The organism is Nocardioides sp. NPDC057767 (assembly GCF_042798275.1).
GTDB lineage: Bacteria > Actinomycetota > Actinomycetes > Propionibacteriales > Nocardioidaceae > Nocardioides.
In genome coordinates, this window is sequence record NZ_JBHVKJ010000010.1 from 95,225 (window position 1) to 114,075 (window position 18,851).

The window sequence follows — 18,851 nt, forward strand, 5'->3', positions numbered from 1 at the left end:
ACTCCATAGAAGAAATGGGGAGGTCGACACAGTGTCGGTCAACATCAAGCCGCTCGAGGACCGCATCGTCGTGAAGGCCGTCGAGGCCGAGCAGACCACCGCCTCGGGCCTGGTCATCCCGGACACGGCCAAGGAGAAGCCCCAGGAGGGCGAGGTCCTGGCCCTCGGTCCGGGTCGTATCGACGACAAGGGCAACCGCGTCCCGCTCGACGTCGCCGTGGGCGACAAGGTCATCTACAGCAAGTACGGCGGCACCGAGGTGAAGTACGCCGGCGAGGAGTACCTCATCCTGTCGGCCCGCGACATCCTCGCGGTCATCGCCTGACGTCATCCGTCTCGCAAAGCGCGGCCGGGCCGGGCGGGGTATATGTCCCGGCGGCCTCGGCCGCGCACTGCGTACTAGGGAGTAAACACTAATGCCGAAGATCCTGGAGTTCGACGAGAACGCCCGCCGCGCCCTCGAGCGTGGCGTCGACGCCCTCGCCAACGCCGTCAAGGTGACGCTGGGCCCCAAGGGCCGCTACGTCGTCCTCGACAAGAAGTGGGGCGCCCCGACCATCACCAACGACGGTGTCACCGTCGCCCGTGAGGTCGAGCTGGACGACCCGTTCGAGAACCTTGGTGCTCAGCTCACCAAGGAGGTCGCGACCAAGACCAACGACATCGCTGGTGACGGCACGACCACCGCGACCGTCCTCGCCCAGGCGATGGTCCACGAGGGCCTGCGCGCGGTTGCCGCCGGCGCCAACCCGATGAGCCTCAAGCGCGGTATGGACGCCGCTGCCGCCGCCGTCGGCGATGCGCTGCGTGCCGCCGCCCGTGAGGTCGTCGACGAGTCCGACATGGCCTCGGTCGCCACCATCTCCTCCCGCGACGCGAAGATCGGCGAGATCCTCGCCGAGGCCTTCGCCAAGGTGGGCAAGGACGGTGTCATCACCGTCGAGGAGTCCAACACCACCGGCACCGAGCTCGAGTTCACCGAGGGCATGCAGTTCGACAAGGGCTACATCTCTCAGTACTTCGTGACCGACCAGGAGCGGATGGAGGCCGTCATCGACGACCCGCTGATCCTGCTCGTCCAGGGCAAGATCAGCTCCATCCAGGAGCTCCTGCCGCTGCTGGAGAAGGTCATCGCCGCCGGCAAGCCGCTGTTCATCATCGCCGAGGACGTCGAGGGCGAAGCCCTCTCGACCCTGGTCGTGAACAAGATCAAGGGCACCTTCAACGCGACCGCCGTCAAGGCGCCCGCGTTCGGTGACCGCCGCAAGGCCATGCTGCAGGACATCGCGATCCTGACCGGTGCGCAGGTCGTCGCCGAGGAGGTCGGCCTCAAGCTCGACCAGGTCGGCCTCGAGGTGCTCGGCACCGCTCGCCGCGTGACGGTGTCGAAGGACAACACGACCATCGTCGAGGGTGGCGGCGACGCCGCTGCCGTCGAGGGCCGCGTCGCCGAGCTCAAGTCCGAGATCGAGCGCACCGACTCCGACTGGGACCGCGAGAAGCTCCAGGAGCGCCTCGCCAAGCTCGCCGGTGGCGTCTGCGTGATCAAGGTCGGCGCTCACACCGAGGTGGAGCTCAAGGAGAAGAAGCACCGCATCGAGGACGCTGTCTCCGCGACTCGCGCCGCCATCGAGGAGGGCATCGTCCCCGGCGGTGGTTCCGCGCTGATCCACGCCGTCTCCGTCCTGGAGAAGGACCTCGGCCTCGAGGGCGACGAGGCGGTCGGCGTACGCGTCGTCCGCAAGGCCGCCGACGAGCCGCTGCGCTGGATCGCCGAGAACGGTGGCGAGAACGGCTACGTCATCACCACCAAGGTCCGCGACCTCGGCGTCGGCCAGGGTTACAACGCCGCCACCGGCGAGTACGGCGACCTGGTTGCCCAGGGCGTCATCGACCCGGTCAAGGTGACCCGCTCCGCGCTCATCAACGCCACCTCGATCGCGGGCATGCTGCTCACGACCGAGACCCTGGTCGTCGACAAGCCGGAAGAGGACGACGCGCCCGCGGCCGGTCACGGTCACGGCCACGGCCACTGATCCTCGCTCGACCGAGCAACCGGAGGCCCGGTGTCACCCAGTGACACCGGGCCTCCGTGTGTCGACAACCCCCGCCGATCGCGATAGACATCGCTCATGAGATCTCGGGGGCTGTGGGTTCTGGCGTTGCTGATGCCGCTGATCGTCGGATGCGGCACAAGCGGTGACGGTAACGGTGATAGCGACGATCCGCCGACCACGTTGGGGCAGCTCATCCCCGCGGGTGCGGAGCACGTGAGCTTTCAGGGACGCCCGGTCGAGATCACCCGCCCGGGCCTGCGTTACACCGTGCTGGTGAGCTCGCCGTTCAAGCGGCTCGGCGAGTATCGAGCCGAGGATCTCGGCGTCGCCCCCGAGGCGCCGGACGGCGCCGCTTTCATCACGGTGACCTGGACCATCCACGGTACGCCGGGCGACGTCTTCGCGATGGAGCTGGACGAGACGCCGGACGAGTCCCTGGCCCTGGTGATCGACGGTGAGCCGACGACGATTGCCGACCTGGCGGCGTGGCACAAGGCCCTGGGTCCCGGCGGGGAGGATGTTCCTGGGGGCTACTACCTGGTCGTGCCGGAGGACACCGGACTCCAAGACATCGGGGTCAGTCTGGAGTTCGACGGGCACACCGAGGCGGTTGACGACCTGATCCTGGGGCTCGGCACCGACGGGCCGAACATGACCTTGGAGACAGCCGTCCCGCGGATATCCTCACAGGAGTGCCCCGAGCAGAAGGACAGCACGGTGGACGGCGCCAAGGCGCGCACCTGGCTCAACTGCGCTCTCAAGGTGAGCTCGGGACTGCCGTACCACCGTGAGCTCGGCTGGCCGGGCAAGGATCGTGCCTGGCTGGTCGTCGAGGTCAGTCTGCAGACCAGCAGTCGGACGTGGGGCTCCGGCAGCTCGACGACCGGCTATGAGACCGGGCCTGGGGCGGCGACGATCACCCTGGACGGCGCCAAGCCCACCAAGACGTTGGAGGTCGAGGAGAAGTCGGCGTCGTGGGACGACGTGACCAAAGCGAAGGTCGCCTTCGAGGTGGGCTGGAGCTTCAGGGGCGGAGACCTGCGGATCAAGCGCGTCTATGACGGGGCCAAGGAGGATCCGGATGATCCCGGACCCCGATCCCTGCGCACGGTCTACGACCAGACCGTCAGGGTCAGCTGACTTCAGCTGACTTCAGCGGATGGTGAGGTCGGCGAGGTCGGCGTCGTCCGAGAGCACATTCATGTCCACGTACGCCTCGTCCTCACTGCCGACGCCATCGAGCCGATCCCGGTTGGAGTACTGCCAGACGGTCCAGGAACGTCCGTCGGGCACTCGGGGCGTCCAGGCGACGGAGCGAAACCAGATCGGGTTGTCGGGGTAGAGGTCGACCAGATAGGCGCGATAGGCCGACGGGGTGGTGTAGATGACCGGCGCGATCCCGTAGTGCGCCTCGAGCGTGGACAACAGCGGGTCGAGGATGGCGCGGACCTCGGTGGCGGGCGGCAGATTCCCCTTGAAGGATCCGTAGGGCTCCAGGTCGACGACCGGGGCGAGCGTGCCGGGGACCCGGGGCACCGTGGCAATCATGTTGTGCGCCTGGTCGGAGCCCGGGCTCTCGAAGCTCATGAAATGGTAGGCGCCGGTGGCGATCCCGGCGCGCTGCGCCTGGGCCCAGTTGGCGGCGAATCGTGAGTCGACGTGGGAGGAACCCTCGGTCGCCTTGATCCAGGCGAAGTCGATGTCCTGCTCGGCGACCCGCGGCCAGTCGACGGTGCCGTTGTGGTGGGAGACGTCGATGCCGCGTACGTCGTACTTCGCCGCGAACAGGCGGGTCGGCATCACGACGCCGGTGTAGACCAGCGCGGTCATGATCAGGGCGAGGCAGGCGAGGACTGCGGAGCTGATCTGCACCTGTCGACGGCGGGTGGGGGTGAGGGGCACCCGCCGCAACGTACCCGGTCTCACAGTTCCGCGAGCAGCTTCTCCATGATCTCGATCTCCACCGACTGCGTCGTCTCGATGTCCGTCGCCATCTCGATCGCCAGCGCGTCGCCGCCCTTGGACGCCATCGGCTCAGCCATCTCCAGGGCGCCCTGGTGGTGCTGGATCATCCCGGTCAGGAAGAGCCGGTCGAACTCCTCGCCACGGGCCTCGCCGAGTGCGGTCATCTGTTCGGGGGTGAGCATGCCGGCCATGGTGTGCGGGGGATCCGAGGCCCGGGGCACCCTCAGTCCGCGCAGGTCGAGCCAGCCGCTCATCGCCACGATCTCGGGTCCCTGGGCCGCCTCGATCCGCTTGGCCAGGGACACGACCTCGGGGTGGACGGCGTGCTCCCGCGCCAGTCGGGTCATCTCCAGCGCCTGGGCGTGGTGGGGGATCATCATCGTCACGAAGTCGGCGTCGGTCTGGGTCCACTCGTCCGTGCCGGCGGGCGAAGGCGAGACGGTCCGCGCGGGCTCGCCGGGTGCACCGCCCTGCACCACCGGCGCCGACTGGGTGGCCGCCTCCGGGCCGGGTGAGGGCGAGCCGTGGGAGGCGTGCGCGTCGTGCGAGGAGCCCCCGCACCCGCCGAGCGAGATCGCCGCGATCACGACGACCGAGATGACACCGAGTCGCCTGGACATGTGTCTCCTTCCGAGATGCCGCAGGGAGGAACAATTTATTCACATTCCATGCCGGCCATGTACGACTTTTACTAAAGTTGAGAGGTCATGCCCGTGCCACCCCACGGCGGCCGACTCGGAAGGCTTGCGATCATGAGGCTTAGACGACCTACCCAATACCTGGCCCCCATCGCGGCGGTCCTGGTTGTCGCAGGAGGGCTGGCCGTCGCCGCCCCGTCCTCCGCAGACGAGTCCCACACCCACGGCACCGAGACCGACTCGAGTCAGACGACTCCGGCTCCCGAGGCCCAGACGAGCTGCACGGCCGAAGAGAAGCAGGCGATCACCAAGCTCGGTGACAACTTCGCCTCCGCCTGCGTCGCCGGCAACGACCTCGCCCAGCTGGGCGCCAACAATCCCGTGGTGCCCGCCGGCGAGTCCGACGGCACACCCAACATGCACCTGATCGCCAACATCCCCAAGTCGGGTGCCTTCACCCCCGCCAACGCCCTCAACAGCGACCTCGCCTTCCAGGGCAACTACGCCTTCGCAGGAAACTACAACGGGTTCAACGTCATCGACATCAAGAACCCGGCCAGCCCACGGCTCGTGAAGCAGTACGTCTGCCCCGGGTCCCAGAACGACATCTCCGTCTACGGCGACCTGCTGGTCCTCTCCGTCGACTCCAGCCGCAGCAACAACACCTGCGACAACGTGGCGCAGTCGGCCGCGATCAAGGAGTCGTGGGAAGGCCTCCGCGTCTTCGACATCAGCAACCCGAGAGACCCGGAGTACGTCGCGGCGGTCGAGACCAAGTGCGGCTCCCACACCCACTCGCTGGCACCGAGCAAGGACGGGCGGGCGGTCTATGCGTACGTCTCCTCCTACGGGCCGCGCCTCGAATACCCCGACTGCCAGCCCCCGCACGACAAGATCAGCATCGTGAAGATCCCGAAGCGGGCGCCTGAGCAGGCCGCGGTGGTCAACGAGCCGGTGCTGTTCCCCGACGGCGGCTACACCAACACCGCCGGCTGCCACGACATCACCACCTACCCGTCCAAGGACATCGCCGCCGGCGCCTGCATGGGCGACGGCATCCTGATGGACATCTCCGACCGCGAGAACCCCGTGGTGACCGAGCAGGTCACCGACACCGAGAACTTCGCGTTCTGGCACTCGGCCACCTTCAACAACACCGGCACCAAGGTCGTCTTCACCGACGAGCTCGGTGGCGGCGGTGCGCCGACCTGCAACCCGGAGACCGGGATGGAGAAGGGCGCCAACGGCATCTACGACATCGAGGACGGACAGCTCGTCTTCAAGTCCTACTACAAGATGCCGCGCACCCAGTCCAACACCGAGAACTGCGTCGCCCACAACGGCTCGCTGATCCCGGTCAAGGGCAAGGACATCATGGTCCAGGCCTGGTATCAGGGCGGTGTGTCGGTCTACGACTTCACCGACTCGGCCAACCCGAAGGAGATCGCCTGGTTCGACCGCGGCCCGTTCGAGGACACCTCGACGATCGCAGGCCCCTGGTCGACCTACTACTACAACGGCTACATCTACTCCAACGAGATCCAGCGCGGCTTCGACGTCTTCGACCTGCGTGACCCGCGGGTCGCCTCGGCGAAGAAGGTGCGGTTCGACGAGCTGAACGTCCAGGCTCAGCCCTCCTACTGAGCAGAGCCGAGTCGGCGCATCTTGCCGTACAAGTGGCGCCGACTCGGTGATTTCAGGCAATGACCAGCTGATCGCAACCTCCCGGTCACCAGGAGACGCCATGGTTCACCGCGATGACCGAGACCGTTGCTGCCGACCGGACCAGCCGGGCGTACGCGGCCCGGCTGACCAGACGCGGCCTGCTCGAGTGGCTGGCGGCAGGCGTGCTCGTCCTCCTTCTCCTCAGGTTCCTGCTGAGCCTGTCGAGGAACGAGAACCTGCTCCCGGGCGAGGTCGTCCACCATCTGCTCCATCCGGACGTCCTCGCCGGGGTGTGGCTCACGATCCGGCTGACCGCACTGGTCTTCGCGGTGGCCTCGGCGATCGGACTCGTCGTGATCAGGATGGAGAGGTCGGGCAACCCGTTGCTGGGCGGGATCGCGGCTGCGTACGTCTGGGTCTTCGGCAGCATCCCGGTGCTCGTCCAGCTCCTGCTGTGGAGCAACGTCGCGCTGGTCTTCCCCGACATCACCTTCGGGATCCCCGGGGTGCACATCGATGCGATGCGGTTGGTCGCGCCGGTCCACGCGGCGATCGTGGGACTGGCTCTGGCGCTGGGAGCGTACGCAGCCAGGGCTCTCCACGAGGACGACCGGCTCGCCGCCTCGGGCGACATCCTGGTGACGACGCTGCAGGCGACCAGCCTGGTCTCGGTGCTCTCGATCACCGACCTGCTCGGGGTCGTTCAGGCGCTCGAGGAGCGCAACCACCTGATCATCCCGCTGCTGATCGTGGCCTCGATGTGGTACCTCGTCCTGGTCACCGCGGCGCGCGGTGCGATCCGCCTGGCCCGGCTCGCACGGGGGAGGGGTCAGGCACACGGCCGGTGAAACCGAGGGTAAAAGTCGGCGACCATTGCAAGACCTGGCAACGCATGTCTTTGTAGAGTGCGGCGCGTGACTTTCGAGCAGGCCTGGCAGCGATGGCGCGATGAGCGGGAGGCCGAGCTGAGAAGTCCCGAAGGTTTCCTGGCGATCACCGGCCTGCACTGGCTGGGCCCGAGGCCGCAGCGCTTCTCCGGGATCCCGGGTGTCTGGTCGAACGGTCCGGATGGCGCCGTCGTCGAGCTCGGCGAAGGCGAGTGGCTCGAGCTCGGCGGGGTCACCCTCGCCGGTCGTCACGTCTTCGGCCACGTCGATCCCATCGGTGTGATCGCCACCTTCGACGCCGGCACGGTCGAGGTCGCCGACCGTTTCGGCACCCCGGTGCTCCGGCCGCGGCAGCCCGACGGTCCCTTCCTGCGCGACTACACCGGCACCCCGACGTACGATCCGGACCCGTCCTGGCAGGTCAAAGCCACCTACACCGCTTACCAGACGAGTCGCCCGATCTCGGTCGGCTCCGTGGTCGTAGGTCGCTCGACCATCATCGACGCCGTGGGGGAGGTCGCGTTCGAGGTGGGCGGACGCTCGCAGCGGCTGATCGCCTTCGACGGCGGCGACGAGGAGCTGTGGCTGCTGTTCACCGACGAGACCAGCGGGGTCACGACCTACGCAGCCTGCCGCCAGCTCGACGTGCGGCGTCCGGTCGACGGTGAGGCCGTCCTCGACTTCAACCGTGCCGCGAACATGCCCTGCGCCTACACGATCCACGCCACCTGTCCGCTTCCGCCCGCGAGCAACCACATCGACGTGCTCGTCGAAGCGGGCGAGCAGACCCCGCCGCGGCCGCCCGCGGACTGAAGGTTTAACCGTGGGAAACGGATCAGAAACAGCGAAACAGGCAGACTAGGGCTCATGGCGGGGACGATGTTGTGGAGAGTGCGTACGACGCTGCCGGACCGACCGGGTGCACTGGCGGCGCTGGCGCAGCGCTGCGGTGAGGCCGGGGTCAACATCCTGGGGATGCAGATCTTCCCGGGACTGGCGCAGGTGACCGACGAGTTCGTGCTGCGTACGCCCGATGGGTGGGGTGAGGCCCAGATCTGTGACGTGATCTCCTCCGCGGGTGGCGGCGACACCGTCATCCAGGCCGCCAACGAGGCGGCGCTGGCCGACCAGCCGACCCGCTACGTGCAGGCGTGCCGGCACGTGCTGGAGCGGCCGATGTCGTTCCCGGAGGTGGTCGCCCAGCTCTTCGACGCCGAGGCCGAGGCTCCGCCCGGGGTCGTCCACGACACCATGGAGCTGCGGGTCGCCGACGTCGACGTCCAGCTCCACCGCACCGCACCCTTCACCGCCACCGAGCACGCCCGTGGCTCCGCGATGGCCGACCTCGTCAACGACGTCCTCGACCGCAGCCGCGAGTCGGCGGCGATCGGCACCACCCCGCCCGTACGCCGCCTGGGCACCGGAAGCACCCCCGACCTCGTCGTCACCGGCGAGACCGTCAGCGCCCTGATCGACGGCGTCGCCGTCGGCATCGGCGAGGTCCTGGGTCCGGCGGAGGACGACGAGAACGTACGCGTCGTCAACCTGCGCGTCGACCCGGCCTGGCAGCGTCGCGGCATCGGCACCCGGCTGCTCGTCGACACCGCCAAGCTCGCGCACATGCTCGGCGCCGACGAGATCCTGCTGACCACCCAGTCCGACAACCAGGCCGTGCTGCCCATGGTTCTCGCCGCCGGGATGCGCGGCCGGATCCGGATGGCCGGCGATCTGCTGACCGTCAAGGTGCCGGTGCGGGACCTCAAACCGCTGCAGACCTGATTTCGTCAAGATGACTTCTGGCGTTTTCGGCCACGCGGGAGGCTGAACGTAGAATCTCTTCATGGAGATCCCGGAGAAGTTCGCGACGCTCGGCCTCACCTACGACGACGTACTCCTGATGCCTGGATACTCGGATCTGGCGCCGTCTGACATCGATACGACCTCCCGGCTCACCCGCGAGATCAACCTGCGGGTCCCGCTGATCTCCGCGGCGATGGACACCGTGACCGAGTCCCGGATGGCGATCGCGATGGCCCGTCAGGGCGGCATCGGAGTCCTCCACCGCAACCTGAGCATCGAGGATCAGGCCTACCAGGTCGACCTGGTCAAGCGCACCCAGACCGGGATCATCTCCAACCCGGTCACCATCGGCCCGGACGCGACGCTGGAGCAGCTGGACAAGCTGGCCGGCGAATACCGGATCTCCGGCTTCCCCGTGGTCGACGTCGACCAGAAGCTGATCGGCATCATCACCAACCGCGACCTCCGGTTCACCCCCGTCGCGGAGTGGGCGACCACGAAGGTCAACGAGGTGATGACCTCGAAGGACCTGATCACCGGCCCTGCCGAGATCTCGCGCGAAGAGGCCACCAAGCTGCTGCGCCAGCACAAGCTGGAGCGCCTCCCGCTGGTCGACACCGACGGTCGCATCACCGGCCTGATCACCGTCAAGGACTTCGTGAAGTCCGAGCAGTTCCCCGACGCCTCCAAGGACGCGCAGGGCCGTCTGCTCGTCGGCGCCGCGATCGGCTACTTCGGCGACGCCTGGGAGCGGGCCACCACGCTCATCGAGGCCGGTGTCGACGTGCTCGTCGCGGACACGGCCCACGGCAACGTACGCATGCTGATCGACATGGTCCGCCGCCTCAAGACCGACCCGGCGACCAAGCACGTCCAGGTCATCGGCGGCAACGTCGCCACGCGCGAGGGCGCGCAGAGCTTCGTCGACGCGGGCGCCGACGCGGTCAAGGTCGGTGTCGGCCCGGGCTCGATCTGCACCACCCGTGTCGTCACCGGTGTCGGCGTGCCGCAGATCTCCGCCGTCTACGAAGCGAGCCTGGCCTGCAAGCCGGCCGACGTCCCGGTGATCGCCGACGGCGGCCTGCGCTACTCCGGCGAGATCGGCAAGGCCATCGTCGCCGGCGCCGACACGGTGATGCTCGGCTCGATGCTCGCCGGCACCGAGGAGACCCCCGGCGACACGGTCCTGATCAACGGCAAGCAGTTCAAGGCCTACCGCGGCATGGGCTCCATGGGCGCGATGTCCTCGCGCGGCAAGAAGTCCTTCTCCAAGGACCGCTACTTCCAGGCCGAGGTCACCGACGACGACATGATCGTCCCCGAGGGCGTCGAGGGCCAGGTCGCCTACAAGGGCGCGCTGGCCACGGTCGCCCACCAGCTCACCGGCGGCCTGCACCAGACCATGTTCTACGTCGGCGCGCGCACCATCCCCGAGCTGCAGGAGAAGGGCCGCTTCATGCGGATCACCTCCGCCTCGCTCAAGGAGTCGCACCCCCACGACGTCCAGGTCACCGCAGAGGCGCCGAACTACCACGTCTGACCTGCGTCGACGCGAGCCCCGGATCCACGGATCCGGGGCTCGACCCTTTCGTGCGACGAGATGGTCACGATGTGGGTATTTCGGGCACAAAGCCGGACCCGACGGAGTTCAATCCCAGAGCTGGATCCGGGCTTGCATTCTGAACCTTTCGGGAGGACCAATGACCGTCGTCGACATCGAGACCTTCGCCCAGGAATGGGCGGCGTGGCACGAGGCGCACGAGAAGCGGCGGGCCTCGGCCCACGGCTTCCTCGCGATCACCTCGATGCGCTGGCTCGCCGAGGAGCCCGAGACGTACGACGACGTGCCGGGCGCCTGGTCGAGCGGCCCGGAAGGTGTCGTGGTCTCGCTCGCGCCGGGTGAGTCGCTGGTCGTGAACGGAGCCGAGATCACCGGGCGGCACTCCTTCGGCGTCATCGACGAGCATGACGGCATCACCGCTGCGTTCGGCGACGCAGTCGTCGAGATCGCCAGGCGTGGCGACACCGACATCCTTCGTCCGCGCCATCCCGACAACCCGGTCCTGACCGGTTACCGCGGCACCGAGGCCTACGCGCCCGACCCGAGGTGGGCCGTGCCGGGGCGCTTCGTCGCCTATGAGACGCCGGTGCCGACGACGGTCGGTTCGGTCGTCGACGGCCTCGAGCACGTCTACGAGGCGGTCGGCGAGATCGAGTTCGCGGTGGGCGATGCCACGCACAGCCTCGTCGCCTTCCCCGGATCCGCGCCTGGCTCTCTGCACGTGCTCTTCGTCGACGAGACCTCGGGCAGGACGACGTACGCAGCCAACCGGAGCCTCTCGGTGGAGGCACCGGACGACGACGGCAACGTGCTGGTCGACTTCAACCGCGCCACCAACCTGCCGTGCGCCTACACCGACCACGCCACCTGCCCGCTTCCACCGGCCGGCAACCGGCTGCCGGTCGCGGTCGAAGCGGGGGAGAAGATTCCTCTCTGAGGGCGGGGCTCAGGCAGGCTCGGGTGCCGGTCGCCGGAGGGGCAGCCCGACGGCCACCAGCACCGCGGCGAGAAGGACCAGGGCCGCGTTGACAGCGATCGCCACGTGCAGAGCCTCGAGCGAGGCGACGCCGCCCGCGGCGGTGGCTATCGTCGACATGATCGGGATGCCGAGCGCGATCGCGACCTGCTGGGTCATCATCGCCAGCCCGGTGGCCAGCCCCTGCTCGTGGTCGGGGAGCCCGGAGGTGGCGGCGACCATGAAGCCGACGATCGCGGTGACGTGCCCGATCGCGCCGACGAAGTTCATCAGGCCGAGGAACCAGAGCCAGCCGACCGAGGGCCCGACGAGGACCAGCGCGCCGGTGGTGACCGCCTGGACGGCGAGCCCGCCGGCCACGGCGTTGCGCATCCCGAAGGCGTCGATCAGCCGCGGCGCGACGGATCCACCGATGATCGCGCCCGCGCCCATCGCGACGAGCATCAGGCCGGTCTGCAGAGCATCGAGACCGAGGACGTGCTGGAGGTACATCGTCAGCACGAAGACCAGCGACGACTCGAAGGCGAAGGTCGCGAAGCCGGCGATGTTGCCGAAGCCGATCGTGCGCCGGGTGAGGATCTGCAGCGGCACCAGCGGGTGCGGGTGCGTGGACTCTGCCCGCCAGAAGGCGACCAGCAGGACCACCGCGACCCCGATCGCCGTCAGCCCCCACACGTCGGCGATGCCGGCCTCACCCAGACGGGTCGCGCCGTAGACGAGCGCCAGCAGACCGCTGGTGACGAGCACAGCGCCCGGGAGGTCGAGTCGCGACCGCTCCCGGTCGGCGGAGTCGCGCAGCACGAACGGTGCGACGGCGATCACCAGCAGCGCGATCGGTACGTTGACCAGGAACGCCCAGCGCCAGGAGAGCAGATCGGTGAGCACGCCACCGAGCACCGCCCCGGCGGTGAACCCGGTCGACATCACCACGCTGTTCAGACCCAGGGCACGCTGCCGCAACGGACCCTCGGGAAACGAGACGGTGAGCAGCGAGAGTGCCGCCGGGGTCACCGCGGCGGTGGCCAGGCCCTGGGCGACCCGGGCGGTCAGCAGCACCTCGGGCGAGGTGGCGACCCCGCCGAGCAGCGAGGCGGCGCCCAGCGCCACCATGCCGATCAGGAAGACCCGGCGGCGGCCGACGTAGTCGCCGATCCGGCCGAAGAGCAGCGTGAACCCGGCCGCGCACAGGGCGAACGCGGTCGCGATCCACTGCACGTGCGCCTCGGCGAACCCGAGGCTCTCCCCGACGGTCGGCAGCGCCACGTTGAGGATCGAGAAGTCGACGGTGAGGGTGAACTGGGAAGCGAGCAGCAGCAAGAGCACCAGCAGCTGTCCGCGGGTCATGCCGGCCTCGCGTACGGGCTCGGCCTGGGTGGTCGTGGTCATGGCCCCAACGCTCCGCCGGATGACGTACGCCAGCCAGACACCTGTCCTGCCACCCATCCGCGTGCCTGGCACTGACAGGGTCAGGAAGAAATCGCGGCGAGACTGCACTATGGGAACCATGACGACCGAGCTCGGAGAGTTCCTGCGCAGCCGCCGTGCGGCGATCAGTCCCGAGGACGCCGGACTGGTGTCCTACGGCGCCCGACGGGTCCCTGGCCTGCGGCGCGAGGAGCTGGCGATGCTCGCCGGCGTCTCGCCGACCTACTACACCCGGCTCGAGCAGGCCGACCACCACAACGCCTCCGATTCGGTGATCGACTCGCTCGCCCGGGCGCTGCGGCTGAGCGCCGAGGAGCACGACCACCTGCGTCGGCTGGCCCGCCCGGTCGAGACGGTCTCGGGTGGCGGTCGCAACGTGGAGCCGCGCCCGGCCGCGGTGGCGATGCTGATGGACTACCCCGGTCCGGCGCTCATCGTCGACCACGCCAACTACGTGCTCGCCTGGAACGATCTCGGGCACCGCCTCTACGGACACGGGCTGGACTTCGACGCTCCGTACGCCGGCCGTCCCCATCGCCCGAACCTGATCCGTCGGTTCTTCCTCGAGCCGGACGGGCCGGAGCTCTTCGTCGACCCTGAGGGCACCGGGCTGCAGATGGTCGGTTTCCTGCGCTACTCCTCGGGTCTCCACCCTGACGACCACATCCTCAGCTGCCTGGTCGGCGAGCTCGTCCAGCGCAGCGACCTGTTCGCCGAGCTGTGGGCCGAGCATCCGGTGATGGACTGCGGCTACGGGATCAAGCGGCTGCGGCATCCGGTGGCGGGGCGGCTGGACCTGGCGTACGAGGCGATGGTGCTGCCCGAGACCAGCCAGCGGATCGTGCTCTACCGGGCCGAGCCCGGCTCGCCCTCGGCGGCTGCGCTGGCCGCGCTGGCCACGATGCCCTCGACCGATCAGCCGGGTGGAAGCAGCGGCCGCGGCGGCAACGGGGACGAGTAGACGACGCTGGTCGTGACGCTGCCGAGCGAGCCGACCCGGCCGCTGATCTGCTCGAGGTGCTTCATGTCGGTGGCGACGACCTTCATGATGAAGCAGTCGTCGCCGGTGACGTGGTGCGCCTCGATGACCTCGGGCAGGTCGGCGAGCAGCTGGTGGAGCGGGTCGTAGACGCTGCTCGGGTAGCGCAGGCGCAGGTAGGCCAGGATCGTGAAGCCGAGTCGTTCCGGGTCGACCTGCGCCCCGTAGCCGGAGATGACCCCCGACTCCTCGAGCCGGCGAACCCGTTCGGCGGCGGCACTGTGGCTCATGTTGATGTGCCGCGCCAGCTCGGCGATGCTCTGTCGCCCGTTGGCCTGCAGCGATTTCAGGATGGCCGTATCGACCTTGTCGGGCTCGAAAGGGAGATTCGCGGGCACGGGGCAAGAATGCCACGAAATCGAAGGCGATCCTGCAGAGATGCCGGGGAACGGACCTTCAGATCGCGGTCCGACGTCCATACGATTCGGGACATGAACACTCCCGCTGCCTCCGCCGAGGCCGTCTCCCACTTCGCGAGCAAGCTCGCCTTCGAGACCGACGCCTCAGATGTCCACGCCGGCCAGACCGAACGCGCCCGCTTCGTGCTGGTCGACTCGCGCGGAGAGGCCGCCTGGGCGCAGGGCCGCATCGTGGGTGCCCTCCACATGCCGACGGCCGAGATCGCCGGCCGGGCCGCCGAGGAGATCCCGCTGGACATGCCTGTCGTGACGTACTGCTGGGGGCCGGGCTGCAACGGCGCCACGAGGGCCGCGCTGGAGTTCGCGAAGCTGGGCTACCAGGTCAAGGAGATGATCGGCGGCTTCGAGTACTGGGCGCGCGAGGGCTATCCCGTCGAGGACGAGCGCGGCCCCGTCGCTCGCGCCAAGGACCCGCTGACCGCGCCGCTGGACACCATCTCCTGTGCCTGCTGACGTCGTCTCGATCCGGGCCGTCGGCGCGGCCGACCTGCCGGACCTGGTCGAGCTGATCCGGGAGCACGCCCGCTACGAACGAGCGGCCGATCCCCGGCCGGACCTGCAGACCGCGCTGGCGGCGTGGCTGTTCGTCCCTCGGCCACGGATCCACGTCCTCGTCGCGGTCCAGGGCGACGCGCTGGTCGGCTACGCGAGCTGGAGCCTGGAGGCCTCGACCTGGCAGGCGGCGGAGTACGCCCACCTCGACTGCCTGTACCTGCAGGAGTCCGTCCGGGGCCGAGGCGCCGGCCGTCTGCTGATGCGGGCCGTGGCGGCCGAGGCGCATGCGGCCGGGGCAGGTGAGCTGCAGTGGCAGACGCCGGATTGGAACGACGAAGCGATCCGCTTCTACCGCCGCACCGGCGCCCGCGAGGCCGCCAAGGCGCGCTTCACGCTGCCCCTCACAGGTCCTTCGCGTACGTAGCCGGGGGAGCGCCCACGACGTCCCGGAACGTACGCACCAGGTGGGCCTGGTCGCTGAAGTCGAGCTCCGCGGCGACGGCGGCCCAGTCGACGGCGCCGGAATGGGCGCGGGCCGCGACCTCCAGCACGCGGAACCGCTGCACGACCCACTTCGGGCCGACCCCGACGTACTCGCTGAACAGGCGCTGCAGCGACCGCAGGCTCAGCCCGGCGTGGTCGGCGAGCTGCTCGGCCCGGGTGATCGAGCGGTCGTCCTCGGCGAGGGTCACCCAGCGGCGTACGTCCTCGGCGACCGGATCCGCGGGGAGGCCGACCTCGAGGAGGTAGGCCTCCATCGCGGCGGCCATGTCCGAGGGGTCGTCGGCGGTGAGGATCCGTTCTGCAGCGGGCCGGTCGTCGACGTCGAGCAGGTTCTGCGCGGGTACCACCTGGTCGGCGATGGCGCTGACCCGGCTGCCGAGCACGGGGCGGAACAGGCCGGGCAGGAACGAGACGCCGAGCGTGTGGCCTCGGCCGCTGAGGTGCCGGACGAACGGGCGCCGGCCGATCCCGTGGACCAGCAGCCGGCCGTCCTCGGCGGCGATGTGGATCCGGGGTTGCGGGATGACCTGCTGGTCGTGCGGGTGCTCGAGGTCCCAGCCGACGTACCAGTGGTAGTCAACGTGTCCGGCGATCTCCGCGGAGGGCGCGAACCGCTCGGTCGTGATCGTCCGCGCCGCCGTCACCGGCCGCACGATCGCGTCGGGATAGCCCCTGCCCTCCATCTGGCCAGCCATGCCGCCAACGATATGGCGCGTTCCTTCAATCCCGCGCCCCTGCTCCGGCAGCAGGCTGAAGCCATGAACACCTCGAGCAACACCTACGGAAACAAGGCAAGCACCACGATGACCGTCGCGCGCTGGATCGAGGCGGCCTACGTCGACATCGACGGCGAGGGCACCCGGATGGGCGACGACGTCTACATCCCCACGCGCGGCCTGACCACCTCCGAGACCGACTACACCTACGCCGGCGAGATCGAGGGCAAGGGCGTCGCGCGGATGATCGGCGCCTACGGCAACCCCGCCGGCGGCGCGGTCTTCGAGGCGTACGAGCAGTTCACCGGCTCCATCGCCGGCCAGGAGGGGTCCTGCGTGTGGCGGATCAGCGGGACGTACGCCGACAAGACCGTCCGCTCCCACCTCACCGTCGTCCCCGGACTCGGCACCGGCGGCCTCGAAGGCCTCGTCGGCGAGGCCGACATGATCCTCTCCGAGGAGGGCGGCGGCGAGGCGTACGGCTTCGTGCTCTCCTACGACTGGAGCTGACGCACGGTGCGGTCGTGCCGCAAAGATCCTGAACTTCGATGAGTTCGGATCGTGCGGCGTCGCCCGTCGGGGGCCCGGGGTGAGGCTGGACGCTCCAGATCACATCTCGGGTCAACGTCTGTGGAGGAAGACATGACCGCATCACCAGCTTCACCCGACCTGAAGGCCAAGCACCGAACGATGTGGGGGCTGGGGAACTACGCCCGGGTCGCCGACGAGCTCATCCCCGAGCTCGGTCAGGTGCTCGTCGAGGCCTGCGAGATCGGGCCCGGCGACCGCGTGCTCGACATCGCCGCCGGCACCGGGAACGCCGCCGTCCCCGCCGCGCTCGCCGGCGCGGACGTCACCGCGAGCGACCTGACGCCGGAGCTGCTCGAGATCGGGCAGGCGCATGCGGAGGAAGCCGGCGCGGGCTCGATCACCTGGCGCGTCGCCGACGCCGAGGCGCTGCCGTTCGACGACGCTGCGTACGACGTCGTGATGTCGTGCGTGGGCATCATGTTCGCGCCGTTCCACGAGAAGGCCGCCGCCGAGCTGGTCCGGGTCGTGCGGCCGGGCGGCCGGATCGGTCTGATCAGCTGGACGCCCGAGGGCTTCATCGGCCAGATGTTCGCGACGATGAAGCCGTTCATGGCACCACCGCCCGAGGGTGCCCAGCCGCCGCCGAGGTGGGGCGACGAGAGCCACGTACGCGGCCTGCTCGGTGACTCGGTGAGCGACGTCCGAGCCGAGAAGCGGATGGTCGCGATCGACTCGTTCGAGACCGGCGCCGAGTTCCGCGACTTCTTCAAGGCCTGCTACGGGCCGACGATCGTCGCCTACCGTGGGATCGCCGACGACGAGTCACGGACCGGCGAGCTCGACGCCGCGCTCGCCGAGCTGGGGGACCGCCACCTCACCGGCGGGACCATGAGCTGGGAGTACCTGCTGCTCACCGCCGTACGCAGCTAGCGCCTCGACCGTCCAGGTCGGTGCGTGCTTTCCGATCTCGATCCGGTCACGTGGAACAATCCGTCCTGTGACTGAGATCGAGATCGGCCGGGCCAAGCGAGCACGACGGGCGTACGCCTTCGACGACGTGGCGATCGTGCCGTCCCGCCGCACCCGCGACACCACCGAGGTCAGCACCGACTGGCAGATCGACGCCTACCGCTTCGACATCCCCGTCCTCGCCGCGCCGATGGACTCGGTGATGTCGCCGTCGACCGCGATCGCGATGGGCAAGCTCGGCGGTCTCGGCGTGCTCAACCTCGAGGGCGTGTGGACCCGCTACGACGACCCGCAGCCGCTGCTCGACGAGCTGGCCGAGCTGAGCGGTGTCGACGCGACCCGGCGTCTGCAGGAGATCTATGAGGCTCCGATCCGGGCCGAGCTGATCACCGAGCGGCTGCGCGAGGTGCGCGCCTCGGGCGTCACCGTCGCCGGGGCGCTGTCGCCGCAGCGTACGAAGGAGTACGCCAAGGCCGTCGTCGACGCCGGCGTCGACCTCTTCGTCATCCGTGGCACCACCGTCTCGGCCGAGCACGTCTCCTCGCAGGCCGAGCCTTTGAACTTGAAGGAGTTCATCTACGAGCTCGACGTGCCGGTCATCGTCGGCGGCTGCGCGACCTACCAGGCCGCGCTCCACCTGATGCGCACCGGTGCGGCCGGTGTCCTCGTCGGCTTCGGCGGCGGTGCCGCCCACACCACCCGGACGGTGCTGGGTGTCGCGGTGCCGATGGCCTCGGCCGTCGCGGACGTGGCTGCCGCCCGTCGTGACTACCTGGACGAGTCCGGCGGCCGCTACGTGCACGTCATCGCCGACGGTGCCGTCGGCCGCTCCGGCGACATCGCCAAGGCGATCGCCTGCGGTGCCGACGCGGTCATGGTGGGTTCGCCTTTCGCCCGTGCCACCGATGCTCCCGGCAAGGGCTTCCACTGGGGCAACGAGGCCCACCACGCCGACCTCCCCCGCGGCGAGCGCGTCGCCTTCCAGCCCGTCGGCACCTTCGAGGAGGTCCTCTACGGCCCCTCCCACGTCGCCGACGGCACCATGAACCTCGTCGGCGCCCTCAAGCGCGCCATGGCCACCACCGGCTACACCGACCTCAAGGAGTTCCAGCGGATCGAGGTCGTCGTCGGCTGACGACCCCGGGCCGAGTCGGTAGTTCTGGCGGGCCGAGCCTGCAGTTGTGGGCGACGAAACGACAGTTTC

General features: G+C 69.1%; 20 protein-coding genes. 15 read left to right on the forward strand and 5 right to left on the reverse strand.

What is annotated here, in order from left to right; translation table 11 throughout:
- The first annotated feature begins 31 nt into the window (after positions 1-31).
- The 3 genes from groES to ACFVDI_RS07635 all read left to right on the forward strand — a co-directional run bounded on the left by groES (position 32) and on the right by ACFVDI_RS07635 (position 3,197).
- Positions 32-325: a co-chaperone GroES gene (gene groES / locus ACFVDI_RS07625; protein ID WP_008362423.1), complete on the forward strand. Its 294-nt coding sequence runs from the start codon at positions 32-34 to the stop codon at positions 323-325.
- Positions 326-416: 91 nt separating this feature from the next.
- The gene (groL, locus tag ACFVDI_RS07630) at positions 417-2,036 is read left to right on the forward strand and encodes a chaperonin GroEL (RefSeq protein WP_378902408.1); all 1,620 of its coding nucleotides are present in this window, start codon (positions 417-419) and stop codon (positions 2,034-2,036) included.
- A gap of 234 nt (positions 2,037-2,270) precedes the next feature.
- Positions 2,271-3,197: a hypothetical protein gene (locus ACFVDI_RS07635; RefSeq protein WP_378902411.1), complete on the forward strand. Its 927-nt coding sequence runs from the start codon at positions 2,271-2,273 to the stop codon at positions 3,195-3,197.
- A gap of 12 nt (positions 3,198-3,209) precedes the next feature.
- On the opposite strand, the gene ACFVDI_RS07640 is transcribed toward ACFVDI_RS07635, so the two are convergent.
- Positions 3,210-3,959: a GH25 family lysozyme gene (locus ACFVDI_RS07640; RefSeq protein ID WP_378902414.1), complete on the reverse strand. Its 750-nt coding sequence runs from the start codon at positions 3,957-3,959 to the stop codon at positions 3,210-3,212.
- Positions 3,960-3,979: 20 nt separating this feature from the next.
- Positions 3,980-4,642 carry a DUF305 domain-containing protein gene (locus ACFVDI_RS07645; RefSeq protein WP_378902417.1) on the reverse strand — a complete coding sequence of 221 codons (663 nt, stop codon included), beginning with the start codon at positions 4,640-4,642 and terminating at the stop codon, positions 3,980-3,982.
- A gap of 132 nt (positions 4,643-4,774) precedes the next feature.
- On the opposite strand from ACFVDI_RS07645, the gene ACFVDI_RS07650 reads away from it, so the two are divergent.
- The 6 genes from ACFVDI_RS07650 to ACFVDI_RS07675 all read left to right on the forward strand — a co-directional run bounded on the left by ACFVDI_RS07650 (position 4,775) and on the right by ACFVDI_RS07675 (position 11,510).
- Positions 4,775-6,304, forward strand: a complete 1,530-nt coding sequence (locus ACFVDI_RS07650) for an LVIVD repeat-containing protein (RefSeq protein ID WP_378902420.1) — start codon at positions 4,775-4,777, stop codon at positions 6,302-6,304.
- 113 nt (positions 6,305-6,417) lie between these two features.
- Positions 6,418-7,173 (forward strand): hypothetical protein, encoded by a 756-nt coding sequence (locus tag ACFVDI_RS07655; RefSeq protein ID WP_378902423.1) that lies wholly within the window; start codon positions 6,418-6,420, stop codon positions 7,171-7,173.
- Between the two features lie 66 nt (positions 7,174-7,239).
- The gene (locus ACFVDI_RS07660) at positions 7,240-8,025 is read left to right on the forward strand and encodes a DUF1684 domain-containing protein (RefSeq protein ID WP_378902426.1); all 786 of its coding nucleotides are present in this window, start codon (positions 7,240-7,242) and stop codon (positions 8,023-8,025) included.
- 54 nt (positions 8,026-8,079) lie between these two features.
- Positions 8,080-8,991: a GNAT family N-acetyltransferase gene (locus tag ACFVDI_RS07665; RefSeq protein WP_378902429.1), complete on the forward strand. Its 912-nt coding sequence runs from the start codon at positions 8,080-8,082 to the stop codon at positions 8,989-8,991.
- A gap of 61 nt (positions 8,992-9,052) precedes the next feature.
- Positions 9,053-10,552, forward strand: a complete 1,500-nt coding sequence (gene guaB, locus ACFVDI_RS07670) for an IMP dehydrogenase (protein ID WP_378902432.1) — start codon at positions 9,053-9,055, stop codon at positions 10,550-10,552.
- Between the two features lie 160 nt (positions 10,553-10,712).
- A complete protein-coding gene (locus tag ACFVDI_RS07675; RefSeq protein WP_378902435.1) occupies positions 10,713-11,510 on the forward strand; it encodes a DUF1684 domain-containing protein in 798 nt (265 codons plus the stop codon).
- Between the two features lie 9 nt (positions 11,511-11,519).
- On the opposite strand, the gene ACFVDI_RS07680 is transcribed toward ACFVDI_RS07675, so the two are convergent.
- On the reverse strand, positions 11,520-12,935 hold the full coding sequence (locus ACFVDI_RS07680) for an MFS transporter (protein WP_378902438.1): 1,416 nt from the start codon (positions 12,933-12,935) through the stop codon (positions 11,520-11,522).
- A gap of 118 nt (positions 12,936-13,053) precedes the next feature.
- Between ACFVDI_RS07680 and ACFVDI_RS07685 the strand changes: the two genes are divergently transcribed.
- Positions 13,054-13,935 carry a helix-turn-helix transcriptional regulator gene (locus tag ACFVDI_RS07685; RefSeq protein WP_378902441.1) on the forward strand — a complete coding sequence of 294 codons (882 nt, stop codon included), beginning with the start codon at positions 13,054-13,056 and terminating at the stop codon, positions 13,933-13,935.
- Here ACFVDI_RS07685 and ACFVDI_RS07690 read toward each other — a convergent pair.
- Positions 13,890-14,351: an Lrp/AsnC family transcriptional regulator gene (locus ACFVDI_RS07690; RefSeq protein ID WP_378902444.1), complete on the reverse strand. Its 462-nt coding sequence runs from the start codon at positions 14,349-14,351 to the stop codon at positions 13,890-13,892. The two genes, ACFVDI_RS07685 and ACFVDI_RS07690, sit on opposite strands and share 46 nt — an antisense overlap.
- A gap of 93 nt (positions 14,352-14,444) precedes the next feature.
- On the opposite strand from ACFVDI_RS07690, the gene ACFVDI_RS07695 reads away from it, so the two are divergent.
- Both ACFVDI_RS07695 and ACFVDI_RS07700 read left to right on the forward strand, forming a co-directional pair.
- The gene (locus ACFVDI_RS07695; RefSeq protein ID WP_378902447.1) at positions 14,445-14,885 is read left to right on the forward strand and encodes a rhodanese-like domain-containing protein; all 441 of its coding nucleotides are present in this window, start codon (positions 14,445-14,447) and stop codon (positions 14,883-14,885) included.
- Positions 14,875-15,351, forward strand: coding sequence for a GNAT family N-acetyltransferase (locus ACFVDI_RS07700; protein ID WP_378902450.1), 477 nt, complete (start codon positions 14,875-14,877; stop codon positions 15,349-15,351). Before ACFVDI_RS07695 ends, ACFVDI_RS07700 begins: the two co-directional genes overlap by 11 nt.
- On the opposite strand, the gene ACFVDI_RS07705 is transcribed toward ACFVDI_RS07700, so the two are convergent.
- Positions 15,329-16,126, reverse strand: coding sequence for a DUF6597 domain-containing transcriptional factor (locus ACFVDI_RS07705; protein WP_378902453.1), 798 nt, complete (start codon positions 16,124-16,126; stop codon positions 15,329-15,331). The genes ACFVDI_RS07700 and ACFVDI_RS07705 overlap by 23 nt on opposite strands.
- A gap of 63 nt (positions 16,127-16,189) precedes the next feature.
- Between ACFVDI_RS07705 and ACFVDI_RS07710 the strand changes: the two genes are divergently transcribed.
- From ACFVDI_RS07710 to ACFVDI_RS07720, 3 genes are all read left to right on the forward strand, one after another.
- The gene (locus ACFVDI_RS07710) at positions 16,190-16,657 is read left to right on the forward strand and encodes a DUF3224 domain-containing protein (protein WP_378902456.1); all 468 of its coding nucleotides are present in this window, start codon (positions 16,190-16,192) and stop codon (positions 16,655-16,657) included.
- Between the two features lie 132 nt (positions 16,658-16,789).
- Positions 16,790-17,608 carry a class I SAM-dependent methyltransferase gene (locus ACFVDI_RS07715; protein WP_378902459.1) on the forward strand — a complete coding sequence of 273 codons (819 nt, stop codon included), beginning with the start codon at positions 16,790-16,792 and terminating at the stop codon, positions 17,606-17,608.
- A gap of 67 nt (positions 17,609-17,675) precedes the next feature.
- Positions 17,676-18,782: a GuaB3 family IMP dehydrogenase-related protein gene (locus ACFVDI_RS07720; RefSeq protein WP_378902462.1), complete on the forward strand. Its 1,107-nt coding sequence runs from the start codon at positions 17,676-17,678 to the stop codon at positions 18,780-18,782.
- Positions 18,783-18,851: the final 69 nt, after the last annotated feature.